General features: G+C 35.3%; 12 protein-coding genes. 2 read left to right on the top strand and 10 right to left on the bottom strand.

Annotated elements, in window-relative coordinates; all coding sequences use genetic code 11:
* Window positions 1–117: 117 nt before the first annotated feature.
* The 10 genes from hemF to hemA form a co-directional block, all read right to left on the bottom strand.
* Window positions 118–1,020 carry an oxygen-dependent coproporphyrinogen oxidase gene (hemF, locus tag NDQ75_RS05200; RefSeq protein WP_202028336.1) on the bottom strand — a complete coding sequence of 301 codons (903 nt, stop codon included), beginning with the start codon at window positions 1,018–1,020 and terminating at the stop codon, window positions 118–120.
* A complete protein-coding gene (locus NDQ75_RS05195) occupies window positions 1,017–1,652 on the bottom strand; it encodes a hypothetical protein (protein WP_202028335.1) in 636 nt (211 codons plus the stop codon). The genes hemF and NDQ75_RS05195 overlap by 4 nt, the downstream gene beginning before the upstream one ends.
* On the bottom strand, window positions 1,645–3,168 hold the full coding sequence (locus NDQ75_RS05190) for a hypothetical protein (protein ID WP_202028334.1): 1,524 nt from the start codon (window positions 3,166–3,168) through the stop codon (window positions 1,645–1,647). Before NDQ75_RS05190 ends, NDQ75_RS05195 begins: the two co-directional genes overlap by 8 nt.
* A 75-nt stretch (window positions 3,169–3,243) precedes the next feature.
* A complete protein-coding gene (locus tag NDQ75_RS05185) occupies window positions 3,244–4,773 on the bottom strand; it encodes a hypothetical protein (RefSeq protein WP_202028333.1) in 1,530 nt (509 codons plus the stop codon).
* A gap of 124 nt (window positions 4,774–4,897) precedes the next feature.
* Window positions 4,898–5,923, bottom strand: coding sequence for a uroporphyrinogen decarboxylase (hemE, locus tag NDQ75_RS05180; RefSeq protein WP_202028332.1), 1,026 nt, complete (start codon window positions 5,921–5,923; stop codon window positions 4,898–4,900).
* A gap of 48 nt (window positions 5,924–5,971) precedes the next feature.
* Window positions 5,972–6,616, bottom strand: a complete 645-nt coding sequence (locus NDQ75_RS05175) for a uroporphyrinogen-III synthase (RefSeq protein ID WP_202028331.1) — start codon at window positions 6,614–6,616, stop codon at window positions 5,972–5,974.
* A 9-nt stretch (window positions 6,617–6,625) separates the two neighbouring features.
* Window positions 6,626–7,318, bottom strand: a complete 693-nt coding sequence (locus NDQ75_RS05170) for a potassium channel family protein (protein ID WP_202028330.1) — start codon at window positions 7,316–7,318, stop codon at window positions 6,626–6,628.
* Between the two features lie 128 nt (window positions 7,319–7,446).
* Window positions 7,447–9,189: a TrkH family potassium uptake protein gene (locus NDQ75_RS05165; RefSeq protein ID WP_202028329.1), complete on the bottom strand. Its 1,743-nt coding sequence runs from the start codon at window positions 9,187–9,189 to the stop codon at window positions 7,447–7,449.
* A 61-nt stretch (window positions 9,190–9,250) separates the two neighbouring features.
* On the bottom strand, window positions 9,251–10,177 hold the full coding sequence (gene hemC / locus NDQ75_RS05160; protein ID WP_202028328.1) for a hydroxymethylbilane synthase: 927 nt from the start codon (window positions 10,175–10,177) through the stop codon (window positions 9,251–9,253).
* The gene (gene hemA, locus NDQ75_RS05155) at window positions 10,174–11,427 is read right to left on the bottom strand and encodes a glutamyl-tRNA reductase (protein ID WP_202028327.1); all 1,254 of its coding nucleotides are present in this window, start codon (window positions 11,425–11,427) and stop codon (window positions 10,174–10,176) included. Before hemA ends, hemC begins: the two co-directional genes overlap by 4 nt.
* Window positions 11,428–11,663: 236 nt before the next feature.
* On the opposite strand from hemA, the gene NDQ75_RS05150 reads away from it, so the two are divergent.
* Together NDQ75_RS05150 and NDQ75_RS05145 are read left to right on the top strand one after the other, a co-directional pair.
* Window positions 11,664–12,521, top strand: coding sequence for a helix-turn-helix domain-containing protein (locus tag NDQ75_RS05150; RefSeq protein WP_202028326.1), 858 nt, complete (start codon window positions 11,664–11,666; stop codon window positions 12,519–12,521).
* A 26-nt stretch (window positions 12,522–12,547) separates the two neighbouring features.
* Window positions 12,548–13,324 (top strand): ThuA domain-containing protein, encoded by a 777-nt coding sequence (locus NDQ75_RS05145; protein WP_202028325.1) that lies wholly within the window; start codon window positions 12,548–12,550, stop codon window positions 13,322–13,324.
* Window positions 13,325–13,487: the final 163 nt, after the last annotated feature.

Below are 13,487 nucleotides of genomic sequence, written 5' to 3'. Positions count from 1 at the left end.
TGAAAAAGAAAGACTAAGAGGACAAGTATTTTGTTTACATAAAAACGCATTAAAATGGTCGCATGTTATTTCCCAGTTTTTTTATCATCTCTATGTTTTTACTTGGCAACGATAGCTTTACAACCAGTTTTTAGGATTTTCCAAAACCTTAATTAGCCTTTCTTCTTCGCTTCCTTTCTCGGGATGATGGTCGTACACCCATTGCACATGCGGAGGAAGACTCATTAAAATACTTTCTATGCGTCCGTTCGTTTTTAATCCGAATAAAGTACCCTTATCGTGAACCAAGTTAAATTCTACATAACGCCCGCGTCTAATTTCCTGCCAATTTTTGTTCGCTTCAGAATATGAAATTTCCTTTCTTTCCTCAACAATTGGCACATACGCTTCCAGAAAGCTGTTACCAACTTCCGTTACAAAATTATACCAATCCTCCATGGATTTTTCTTCGGAAGCCTTACAGTAATCAAAAAAGAGACCACCTATACCACGGGCTTCGTTTCGGTGGGCATTCCAAAAATATTCATCACACTTCTTTTTGTATTCAGGATAGAAATTAGCATCATGCTTATCACAAGATGTTTTACATACCTGATGAAAATGCGTGGCATCTTCTTCAAACAAATAATACGGCGTTAGGTCTTGGCCGCCACCAAACCAGCTATCAACAATTTCACCCTGCTTGTTGTACATCTCAAAATAACGCCAATTGGCATGCACGGTAGGCACAAACGGATTTTTAGGGTGAAGCACCAAACTCAATCCGCAAGCGAAAAAATCGCAGTCCTCTACATTAAAATATTTTTGCATCGCAGGAGGCAAAGGCCCATGGACTGCTGAAATATTTACCCCGCCTTTTTCGAAAACGGCTCCGTTTTCAATAACCCGAGTTCTTCCACCGCCACCTTCTGGGCGTTCCCAAAGGTCTTCTTGAAAGGTTGCTTTTCCATCCACCGCTTCCAATTTAGAAGTGATGGTATCTTGTAATTCCTGTATGTATTTATAGAATTTTTCTTTCATTTTTTCTTTTCTGAATGAGAAACTAGTTTTGCTTCAATAATTGCTAGTGCGCTGTAATACAAAACGCCTAAACAGAGCGCTGTTTGCGGCACATCAACAAAAGTGCCGGTTGCACTTTTAATGGCATTGTATCCCGATTTCTCCAAAAACTCAGCTGTGAGTCCGAATTCTGGGAGGATTTCCGCACTAAATAGCACCACAAAGGTAAGCACAAAATAAACGATGAGCGCAAAAACTGAAAATGCCGCTGCTCTTTCCTTCAATCTTTTATCAGCATTAAAAAAAGCAAAACGCATTCTGTTTAAAACAACCACCAAATAGGTGATTAAAACAACATTATTGGGGACAGCATGATTAAATGCCCAAGCAAAAACCCCATAAAACGGAATAAAAATGAAAAACGACCATTTCTTTGGCATTACAGCCATAAAAACACCGGAATGTACCATGACAAATTCAAAAATGATTAAAAATGACATGGAATATATTTTTTCAGCCTGTGTTTCTTCGGGGAAAAGCCAAAGCTGAAAAAATTGGCTTGCAATAAATACATACATGGCTATTCCCACATATTCAAATTGCTTGTCGTATTTTTCTATGATGTTCAAGGGCATATTTCTTTCGCTATTCACAAGCCAAATTTGATATTATGTTTTTGAATCTAAATTTCTTATAACTTGTACAGACATTAAAAGTTACTTTCGAAACGTCTTCTGCAGAAAATTTAAAACGGTATAAAAACTCTTCCTTCTTAAACATATTTTGGTCTATAAATCTGGTTGCAACGCTTTCTCCATTCACTTTCGTTTCTTGATCAAAAAAGTACTGCGAGTACTTTGCAGCAATTTCTTCCCCTTTTGAATTGTAAAATTTAAACGAATAGCCATCCAAATCAGGCTTTCTAACTTCTAGAAAGACGGTATCTTTATTAAACCATATTTTGTACTTAGAATTTTCAGTATTGGAAGTAACCTCAATTTTCTTTCGTTTTTGGGGTTTCCATACCGTAACATCCATACTAGTTTTATATACTTCCGGTTTTTTTTCATAGAAATTGTAATGATAAAATCCGAATAGAGCAGCAGAATCAGGCAAATTGCACGAAGTTAAATCTACTACATTCCCTTTCTTATTAAAATATGTAATATTATTGATTTTTATTTTTCCCCCGGCAGTAATTGGCAACATCTCCTTTTCTGTGGCACCGTGACTAACGGATAAATAATAGAATCCCACTTGCTCATCCTCGTAAATTGAAAAGTTATTTATGTAATTTTCTACCATATTACTTAGATCTTCATTAGCATCAACCAATGAAGGTATCTCCTTATACATATAATCAAAAAAATGCGGTTTCAATGGTTGCCCGCCTCTATCCTGCATGGCAAAGTAAGGTTTTATTCCGAAAAATTCTTCGTGTAAACTCGGAGCTTCGTAGTCAGTAAGTTTACTAATCATTAAAATATCATTGGCGTATTTGGCGACTGCAATGAATTTTGTATAAAGTGGAATTCCTGTTTTTCTATCAAGAACATATTTTACTGCCAAATCTGTTGTTATATTTCCATTGGTTATAGTGCCATTTCCCTTTACAACTACCTCCTTAGCAGTAATGTCATTTACATTGAAGTTGAAGTCGATTTCCATTTTTCTCAATCTATTAAAATCGACAACGATGGAGTCGGTTTGTTTCCAAGAATGCCCTTTTCTTAAAACTAAGTTTTCATAAAGACTATTGTAAATTGGGTTGTTCGCCTCTATAACTTCCTTTATGATTTTTTCTGTTCTATCTTGTTTATCAGATTTCGAACCATATTTAAAATGGTTGTCGGCGCGTACATACTGAAAAGAATTAAGTTTTGATAGCGTCTTTTCAGACTGAAAACTATTGTCATTATAACCTTTATTGGAATCTATAATGGTATCTGTTGTGTTTGCTCGAAAACGGACCGGAGTAATCTCAAGCTCATTTTTAGACAAGAATTGAGCATCATATTCTAGTCTTGATGCAAAATCCACTCCCCCATAAATTTCATGTGAAATTATTTCGTTTTCGTAGTGATATACTTTATCGGTTTTGGGTAGTAGTGAAAGCTCTTGACCTTTTACGGTTAGCGAAAGCAATAAAAGCAATATGAAGGTTCTCATTGAGAAATTGTATTTAATTATTAATAAAAATTGAATGAAAATAACGTATTATATACATTGGCTAGCGGCTTACTATTACCAATCTCTCTCGTCGACTGTTTTCTTATACTGATACTCTTTGTAATTCAGAAGCTCATCAAAAGTAACCTTAGAAACTCCTTTTGCTAAAAAATTAAGGTTGAGTTCCAATTCATTTTTGTTCTCTATTTGACCCATTATAAATGCATTCGCAATGGCTTTATTACCAATATATTCATCTAGTGTCAGGTAAGCTACCTGTACCATAACCGAATCTAATTCTTTACCATCTTCATTAAAAAACTTAAATGATAATGCATCTACCGACGTAAACTCTTTTACGCTCACCTTAACAGTGTCTTTCGCGAAGGTTAATTCATACTTTGAATTCTTCAAATTTGAAGTAGTACTTACAATTTCACGCTTGGTAGCTTTAAAAAAAGAAATAATGGCCTCTGTTCTTTCAATTTTACCAAGTTTTACAAAAGGCTCACAATAAACCGTTCCGAAGGCTTTGAACATTTTAAATTTGTCATTGGACATATCATGGTTTAATTTTTCACCATTTTTGTCGTAAAAATTAATTGTGTTTATTTCTAGATGGCTACCTGTTAGCAAAGCTTCAAATTTTTTTTCTAAAAGCTCAAAATCCAAATCTGATGAAAATATTAACGAGTTATCAGCATCAAAATACAACCTTTGACTGCTCATATATTCGTTCAACATTCGCTTTACCTCCTTTTTGTTTTTTTCTAGTGGAAATCTTCTAAACTGATACTTCATGGGCTCACTATCCATTATTTCGAGTGCTCCCTTATTATCCAACAACGGTCTTATCTTCACCGCCTCTTCAAATAAACTTGGTGCCTCATATTCAGGGATTTTAGTAATCATCAATATAGCTCCACTAAGTTCAGTGCTTGGGATAATAATTTGTTTGATGTAAAGTGGCATTCCGGTATTTTTATCCAAAACATATTTTATCGCTACATCTGCTTCCTCTCCTTCAAAAGGAATCGAACCCGTTCCCGAAATGATTATCTCTTTCCTTGTAATCTTATCTACAGATAATAAATACGAAATAGCCTGTTTTTCATCGGTGTCGTAATCAATCTTTATTGAATCTGTTCGCTCCCAAGAATACCCTTCTTTTAAATAAACTTTATTACTATTTGAAGTATCATCAAAGTAATCGTTTTGAATAGCTCGATTGAAGAATGTTTCTTGTCGCTTATTGAGTTTTTTTGAATTCTCTAAACGAAATCCATTTTGAGTAGGCTTAAAAATGTATGGCTCAGCGGTTAATTTAGATACCAGAATACTATCACTGCCACTCACATCCCTCGAATCAAAAACTAAATTGGGCAATTTCCCTCCATAATGATTTACCTTCACACTTAACCTGTCATCTTTTAAAAAGGTAACGTCGTAATCTATGTTAAAGGATAAAAAACCAAGGGAGTTCATTTTGTAAGCGAATGTTTCACTTTTATAATGGTAAGTATGATTTTTTTTAGGCTGAAAAATTAAATGCTGTCCATAAATGCTGAAAGATGCCAACAAAAATAGAAAGGAGAATTTTGTCATGTTCTGTTTTTTGAATTCACTGGCGCAAGAAAAGATTTTTTTTTGCCCCGAACATGACGAGTAACATTGGCAATAAATTATAATGTTTTTCCACCATAATTTATTGCCAATTTTTGAAGATTATTTAGTTTCCGTATTCTTTTACGGCTTCTATAAATGCCTTTGCATGGTCTACGGGAACATGCGGTAAAATACCATGACCTAGGTTCACTACATATTTATCTTTCCCAAACTCATCTATCATTTCATGAACCATCTTTTTAATGGTTGGAATAGGCGACAACAATCTCGACGGATCGAAATTACCTTGTAATGTAATATTTCCACCCGTTAAATAACGCGCGTTTTTAGGAGAGCACGTCCAATCTACGCCCAAAGCAGATGCCTTACTTTTTGCCATATCTCCCAAAGCAAACCAACACCCTTTACCAAAAACAATCACTTCGGTTTCATCGGCAAGTGCTTCTACAATCTGGTTGATATATTTCCATGAAAACTCCTGATAATCGGTTGGGGAAAGCATTCCGCCCCAAGAATCGAATATCTGCACAGCATTCACTCCATTTTTAACTTTTTCCTTTAAATATAGAATTGTGGTATCAGTGATTTTTTGAAGTAATGCATGCGCTGCTTCGGGTTGAGAAAAGCAAAAACCTTTGGCTTTGTCGAAGCTTTTCGAGCCCTGCCCTTCCACTGCGTAACAAAGAATCGTCCATGGCGAGCCAGCAAAACCGATTAGCGGCACCTCATCGTTCAACATTTCTTTGGTGAGCTTTATGGCATCCATAACATACCCCAACTCCTCATTGATTTCCGGCACCACCACTTGCTCAACATCTTTTGCAGAACGTATTGGGTTTGGCAACCAAGGTCCAACACCCGGTTTCATTTCCACCTCAATATTCATCGCTTGCGGAATTACCAAAATGTCAGAAAACAGAATGGCGGCATCCGGTTTTACAATGCGGATAGGCTGTACAGTAATTTCAGAAGCCAATTCGGGAGTACGGCAACGCGTAAAGAAATCGTATTTTTCTTTTAAAGCCATAAATTCCGGCAAATACCTTCCAGCTTGACGCATCATCCATACTGGAGGTCTACTTACTGATTCGCCTTTTAAGGCCTTTAAGAATAAATCGTTTTTTATCATATATCTTGTTTTTCCGCAGGATTTACAATCTATCTTGCAGGAGGTTATCTATTCAAAATGTTTTATTACTTGAACAATCACATTTTCAATAGTTGTTCTATTAGCGGTTATAATATTATTGGTATGTTTTCTTGCTTCTGCCTCTGTGGTTTTCCCCAAACAGAATACAGTGATATCTTCAAAAAGGTTTCGCTGCGCATAACTTTCCACGGCACTCGGGCTAAAAAATAAAATCCCATCAAAAGAACGAATCATATTTTTAGAGGTAAGAACGGTTTCATATACTTCTATTTCGGTTAACGTTACCCTATTTTCCTGTAGCAATTTTGGCAACTCTTCCCTACGGATGTTCCCACAAAAAAGTGTAAATGCTTTATCAGCATGCTTTTTTACTATTTGTTCGGCCAAAGCTTTTGCTTGATATGCTTTTTCTACTACGTTAAATCCATTTCTTTTAAGATAGGCTTCGGTCTTATCGCCTACACAAAAACAATTATTTATCGTAATTTCACGTTTAAGAATTGATTTAACGGCATTTTTACTAGTAAAAATAGCGTTTTCAATACTTTTTTCACTTTTAAATTTTTTTGGATTTATTTGGATAAAGTTCTCGTCAATACACTTTATACCTTCATTCAATAATAGTTCTTTTTGAGCGTTGGTTAATTTTTTGGTACTCAATACTTCTATCATATCATCTTATCATTTAGTCATTTCCTCACCAAAATTCGCAATATCTTCGTTTCTACCAAAGACAATTAACTGATCATTTTTTTGAATTTTAGTGTTGTTATCCGGTAACCCAATTACTTCTTTTTTCTTCAATTTATTTCCTAAAAAATTCTTTTTTTCGCAAGGACGAATTATGGTAACTACATTTAAATTATATTTTTTTCTAAAATCTAACTCATGTAGTGATTTCCCTTGAAATGAGTCTTTTGCTATAACTTCGGAAATGGAATATTCATCATCTAAATTAAAGTTATCCAAAACATTTTTTAGGTTAATTTTTCCGGTAAGGTTGGCTGCCGCTTCTTGCTCTGGATGAATTATATTGTTTATTCCCATTGCCTTTAGCACCGTATCATGCACTGGAGACAAAGATCTACTGATAATTTTAGCTTCAGTTTTGTCTTTTAATATTGCCGTAGTAATAATGGCTGCACCTTCATTTTCTCCAATGGCAACAATAGCAATATGTGCATCTTTTAATGGGAGTCTATCATAGGCTAGTTCGTTGGTAGCATCTAAACAAATGGTGTGTGCAATTTTATCTTTTAAAAGATTTACCTTTTCCATTTTTATATCTACTCCAATTACTTCGTTACCCGATTCGGTTAACTTTAAAGCTAACGAACTTCCAAAATTCCCTAAACCAAAAACGACAATTTTCATCTATTTAAAATTTCTATTCTACTAAAAAATGAAATAAAAAATTTTATTATTTCAGCGGGTAAGTAAAAATTAAATTTGTTTATGTTCATTTCAAATGATCAAATTTTCAACCTCTACTTACTTCAAAATTAGTTAATTAATATGTTTTCTTTAGGATATTCATAAAACTGATTATTCATCTGCCTTAAAACACCCACAAGTATATTTAGCATTCCAATTCTTCCTATAAACATAACTACTGTTATTACAATTTTACTGGGGTTGCTTAATGATGGTGTAAGGTTTAAGCTTAGCCCGACTGTACTGTAAGCTGAAAATGCTTCGAAAGCTACTGATATTAAATTGAGTTGAGGCTCGAAAAAAAGCAGCAATATAATAGCAATTCCAATAGTAATTAAGGATATAGAAACTATGGCAAAAGCACGATTCAAAGTGGCGTTGCTTATACTTCTCGTGCCGATTTCTATACGTTTTCTATTTCTGGCAATATTAAAAATGTTCAACGTTGCCAATGCAAAAGTGGTCGTTTTAATACCTCCAGCGGTTGAAGCTGGCGAACCACCAATCCACATTAATAAAATTACAAACAATAGGGATGGCATGGTGAGCTCTGCATAGTTTATTGTATTGAACCCTGCCGTTCTAGGAGTTACCGACTGAAAAGCAGTAGCGGTAATTTTCCCAAAAAGGGTTTGATGCTCTGAAAGCGTATTGTTTCCTTCGGAAAAATAGAAAAAAACAAAACCAGCAACTAGCAGAATAACCGTAGTTGCCATGACAAGTTTAGAATTGAGGGTTAACAACCTTACCAAATGTTTGCTATGCTTTTTATTGAAAAGGTTTAAAACATATATTTTTAGGTAATTATAGAAGTTGAAAATAATATTATACCCTAAACCGCCAATTATCACCAATAACATTATCACCCATTGAAAAGGATAGTCAAAACGCAAATTGTCGTTAAATAATCCGTCGCCCATATTGGAAAAACCAGCGTTACAAAAAGCAGAAATAGCATGGAAAATACTAAAAAAGATAGGGTGCTCAACCTTATTAAGATCTTCAATAGAAAGATATATAAATATAGCTCCAACAAGCTCAATAGCAAAAGTGAACAACACTATATTCATAGCAAATTTAAGCGCATCTTTTAAGGTTTCTGAAGCAACATAATCTTTTACATAAAGACTTTCCTTAAAAGAAGATCCTCCTTTAAAAAAGTATGCGAAAAAGGACGTAAAAGTCAAAATTCCCAATCCGCCCAGCTGAATTAAAAATAGAATAACCCCCTGGCCAAACAGTGTGAAATCGGCTGAAGTATCTAGAACCGCAAGACCCGTAACACAAACTGCACTTGTGGAAGTAAAAAGTGCGTTGATAAAATCTATTTGGCCAGAAGTTGTTGCTTTTGGCAGCATTAGCAAGAAGGCGCCCAACAAATCGAAAATAAAAAAGCTTCCTACAAATAATATCGCTGGATTAAAATAAACACTGTATAAATAGCGTATCAAAATACTTAATCGCATAATTAAGTATAGCAACAAAGCCCCTTCAATAAAAGGTTTTACACTTAAAAGGTATGCTTCCATGGCCTTTTCAGGACCAAATAGATAAAAGCCTGCGCTTAAAAATATAGCCGCACCGAATAGGCATGCGTAAGTTAGGCTTAAAATTTTTCTAGTTTTATCTGTATGTACCTTGTACCTATAAACATAGGTAACCAAAAGAATTACAATTATTACAGCTATTACAAGAAGTTTATGTGAGGTAAATTGTTCGTAAGCAATAAAGCCAAAATCAAAAATAAGAAAGCTTATGACAATAAAGTCAATCAATAAAAAAAACAGTCTTTGCTGACTTACTTTTTTCATCTGTTTACATTTTAAGCGTTTCTAATTTGAAAAGTATCCTTAAAAATAGGGAATACTCATTTTACAAGTTAAGCTCTTTGCGCAACTTATTCATTATTTCTTTCCCGCCATTTTGCAAAACTTCCTGCGCGCACAGTGCCCCAAGTCCGTCGCAATTTTCAATCAGCACCCTTTTTTCCACTATTACCTTCTGTTTTCCTTCCAAAGAAAACAATCCACCAGTAAACGTAACGTAATCTACATCAATAGTAGCTAAAGCACCAATAGGAGCTGTACAGCCACCCTCTAAGGTACTTAAAAATTCCCTTTCTATCGTTGTGCAAATATCTGTTTCGTAATGGTTTAAAGACTTTAAAGCTTCGCGGGAATACGCATCGTTTACCATAGCAACTACCAGCATTGCTCCCTGTGCGGGGGCAGGTATCATCCAGTCCAGAACAGTATGGTTTTTTGGCTTGAGGTTAATTCTTTCTAATCCGGCGGCCGCAAAAACAGCACCTTCCCAAGCGTTATTTTTAAGCTTTTCCAATCGTGTATTTACATTTCCGCGAAGGTCTTCCACTTTATTTTTCGGGAATTTACTTAACCACTGCGCCTTTCTGCGCAAGCTTCCCGTAGCTATAGTAGCCTTTTCAGGAAGCTTGTTAAGATCAACAATCTTGTCTTTGTGCAAAAACAAATCCATAGGATTAGCACGCTCCAAAACTGCTGCTTTAACCACATTTTTAGGCAACTTTGTTGGCACGTCTTTCATGCTATGCACGGCAATATCCACCATTCCTTTATGCATGGCCACATCCAAGGTTTTTGTAAAAACTCCCGTAATGCCAAGTTCATGAAGTGGTTTGTCTAACATTAAATCCCCATCTGATTTTACAGGAACTATTTCTGTTGCATACCCGTTATTTTCGAGTAGATTTTTAACATGGTTCGCTTGCCATAACGCCAATTCGCTATCGCGCGTACCAATACGTATTACTTTATTCATTTTGAAGTTTCTAATTGAAACACTTTTTTGATTAGTTCGATGCTTTCATCGGAGGTATTGGAGTTCCCTTTCAAATGGTTGGCGAAATGGGTGGTTATTTTTTGAATGATACGGTTGCTTATAATTTCCGCCTGCTCATCGTTGAAATCATCTATTTTCTTCCGCTGGAAATCTATTTCTGCATCCTTCAACGTTCTAAGCTTCTTTTTCAAAGCCTTAATGGTAGGCGCGAATTTTCTGGTTTCCAACCAACTTTTAAATTCCAATTCTACTTCAGCAATTATGCTTTCTGCTTTGGGGATAAACATTTCCCTCCTTCGCAAAGTATCGTCTGTAATTTTTGAAAGCTGGTCTAAATGAACCAACGTAACATTTGGAAGCGTTTCTACATTCGGGTCTACATTTTGTGGGATAGACAAATCTAAAACCAACAAATTTTTAGACGTATGGATCAATTCTTTAGAAACAGTAGGTTTTTGCGCCCCTGTAGCCACAATAAGCACATCTGCCTTACGTATCTCCTCTTGCAGCGCCCCATATTCTTTTACCTTAAGGTTAAACTTTCCTGCTACCTTTTCCGCTTTATCTTTAGTACGATTTATTAAAACAATATGGTCGTTTTTGGTATGTTTCACCAAATTTTCGCAAGTATTCCTCCCTATTTTTCCAGTTCCGAAAAGCAAAATGTTTTTTTCTGAAATATGGGGAACACGTGCCAAAATGTATTGTACAGATGCAAACGCCACCGAAGTGGCTCCAGAAGATATTTCGGTTTCATTTTTAATACGTTTACTGGCCTGTATAACACAATTGCACAGTCGCTCTAGAAAATGATTGGTGAGTCCTTTTTCTTTTGAAAAATAAAAACTTTGCTTTATCTGACTTATAATTTCGAAATCCCCCAAAATCTGGCTGTCGAGCCCAGTACCCACACGGAATAGGTGAGAAATAGCATTGTTATTTTTGTATACATAACCAATTGCCTGAAACTCTTCTACCGTTCCATTAGAATTCCCACACAAGAGCTGAATTAATTGAAAAGGGTGTTGGGCAAAGCCGTAAATTTCTGTTCTGTTACAGGTTGAAGTTACCAAAATGCCATCAATCCCGGCAGACTTAGCTTGGTCTAACAAGGCATTTTTTGCCGTTTCGTCCAAACTAAACTTACCCCTCAATGCTGCATCGGCTTTTTTATAACTTATTCCAATGGCGTAAAAAGAACTATGTTTTGATATATTGTAAGCTTCCATTCAGTTTTTTCTGAAGTCGGCACAAAATTAATTTTTAAAGAACTAAAAAAATAACGCTAGAAGAACTTTTTATATCGCTGCAAGAAAATTAGAAATCCATTCCTACATAATTCAGCAAAATACCTTATTTTTGAAGTAAAATAAACCTTTTTGAGCTAAATAGTTTAGAATAATTCTAAATAGTAAAGATCTATCGATCGGTTTGAAGGAGCAAAAAAAATATCGCTGTAAGTACCATGGAAGAAATTGTAATTGAAGACGGGTTTACATTGCTGAAAATACAAAATGAAACAAATGATATACAACATTTTAGCAAGCAAATAGACAGCAGTTTTATTCAGTTCCACTTTTGCTTAAAAGGAGGTGCCATCTTCCGTTTTAACCAAGGAAATTATGCGTTAGACATTAAAGAAGAAGAAGCGCTTTTGTTATACAATCCGCAACGGGATTTGCCCATAAATTTAGAAATGAATTCTAAAACTTGGCTCATTGCTGTGCTAATCCCAATAAAAAAATTCCATTCATTGTTTTCTTCAGAAGCCAATTACATCCATTTTTTAAATGAAGAAAATAAGGACAAGAAATATTACAACATTACACCAGTAACACCTGTAATGTCTGTAGTACTAAGTCAAATGATGAATTATAACCTGCATCAATCCATAAAAAGTTTGTACTTAAAAGGAAAAGTATACGAATTGCTTGGCCTTTATTTTAACAAACCCGAAGATGCCGATATTGAACAATGCCCGTTTTTAATAGATGAAGACAATGTAAGGCGCATCCGTAAAGCAAAAGATATTGTAATTTCCCGCATGGCAGAACCGCCCTCTTTGCAAGAACTTTCCGATGAAATAGGATTGAACCTTAAAAAACTCAAAGAAGGATTTAAACAAGTTTATGGCGACTCTGTGTACAGCTTTCTTTTCGACTACAAAATGGAGTATGCCAGAAAAATGCTAGAAACTGGCGACCTCAATGTAAATGAAGTTGGCTTAAAAGTAGGCTACAGTACCGCCAGCCATTTTATCGCTGCATTTAAGAAAAAATATAGCACTACGCCCAAAAAATATATAATGTCACTTAACAATTAAACCTAATCAAATTAATACAATTAAAAATGAAACACTTTTTTTTATCCGTAATACTACTAGCTTTTGTTGCATGTAACGACACTAAAGAAGAAAAAACCGATGAAACACCCCAAACCGTTGAAGAAAACGATTCTGTATCTACCAGCGCAGACAAAGTATTGGTTTTTACTAAAACAGCAGGTTTTAGACATAAATCTATAGAAACCGGAGTGGAACTCATTAAAAAACTTGGTAATGAAAACGATTTTAGCGTTACCCAAACAGAAGATTCTTTGCAGTTTAATACAGAAAATCTAAAGAAATACGATTTGGTAATGTTCCTTTCTACCACTATGGATGTTTTGGGTGAAGAACAACAAAACGCGTTTGAGGGCTACATACAAAATGGAGGAAGCTTTATGGGCATCCACGCTGCCGCAGATACTGAATACGAATGGCCGTGGTACGGTAAACTGGTAGGCGCTTATTTTGAAAACCACCCCAAAGGAACTCCAGAGGCTACAATTACAGTTTTAGATAGAAACCATGTCTCTACAAAAGGACTTCCTGAGAAGTGGATTAGAAAAGACGAGTGGTATAATTATAAAGATATAAACTCAGACATCAATGTGTTGATGAATCTTGAGGAATCTACATATGAAGGAGGAACTAATGGTGAAAACCACCCCATTGCTTGGTATCATGAATTTGATGGCGGTCGCGCTTTTTACACAGGAGGCGGTCATACAAAAGAATCTTTTGAAGAGCCACTATTTGTAGAACACGTTCTGGGGGGTATTTTTTATTGCTTGGAAAGGGAATAGTTCCAGTTCATTTAATCGAAGTAAAGTTTTTAAGGTATTCATTTGAAATAAGAAATGGAAATAACATCGATTATCTCTATATCGCCATAGAAACCTTAACATAAAATAGCAATCATTTCAGGCCGTAAAGCGGTAATTTTACACCAAATAAATCAGCTTATAA

The sequence above is a fragment of the Galbibacter mesophilus genome (genome assembly GCF_023721415.1).
GTDB lineage: Bacteria > Bacteroidota > Bacteroidia > Flavobacteriales > Flavobacteriaceae > Galbibacter > Galbibacter mesophilus.
The sequence above is the reverse complement of the archived record's forward strand: the minus strand, read 5'-3'. Positions and strand labels throughout refer to the sequence as shown.

Bases quoted from the DNA above. Each gene is read 5' to 3' on its own strand.
- hemF (WP_202028336.1), bottom strand. From the start codon at position 1,020: ATGAAAGAAAAATTCTATAAATACATACAGGAATTACAAGATACCATC.
- NDQ75_RS05190 (WP_202028334.1), bottom strand. From the start codon at position 3,168: ATGAGAACCTTCATATTGCTTTTATTGCTTTCGCTAACCGTAAAAGGT.
- NDQ75_RS05185 (WP_202028333.1), bottom strand. From the start codon at position 4,773: ATGACAAAATTCTCCTTTCTATTTTTGTTGGCATCTTTCAGCATTTAT.
- hemE (WP_202028332.1), bottom strand. From the start codon at position 5,923: ATGATAAAAAACGATTTATTCTTAAAGGCCTTAAAAGGCGAATCAGTA.
- NDQ75_RS05175 (WP_202028331.1), bottom strand. From the start codon at position 6,616: ATGATAGAAGTATTGAGTACCAAAAAATTAACCAACGCTCAAAAAGAA.
- NDQ75_RS05170 (WP_202028330.1), bottom strand. From the start codon at position 7,318: ATGAAAATTGTCGTTTTTGGTTTAGGGAATTTTGGAAGTTCGTTAGCT.
- NDQ75_RS05165 (WP_202028329.1), bottom strand. From the start codon at position 9,189: ATGAAAAAAGTAAGTCAGCAAAGACTGTTTTTTTTATTGATTGACTTT.
- hemC (WP_202028328.1), bottom strand. From the start codon at position 10,177: ATGAATAAAGTAATACGTATTGGTACGCGCGATAGCGAATTGGCGTTA.
- hemA (WP_202028327.1), bottom strand. From the start codon at position 11,427: ATGGAAGCTTACAATATATCAAAACATAGTTCTTTTTACGCCATTGGA.
- NDQ75_RS05150 (WP_202028326.1), top strand. From the start codon at position 11,664: ATGGAAGAAATTGTAATTGAAGACGGGTTTACATTGCTGAAAATACAA.
- NDQ75_RS05145 (WP_202028325.1), top strand. From the start codon at position 12,548: ATGAAACACTTTTTTTTATCCGTAATACTACTAGCTTTTGTTGCATGT.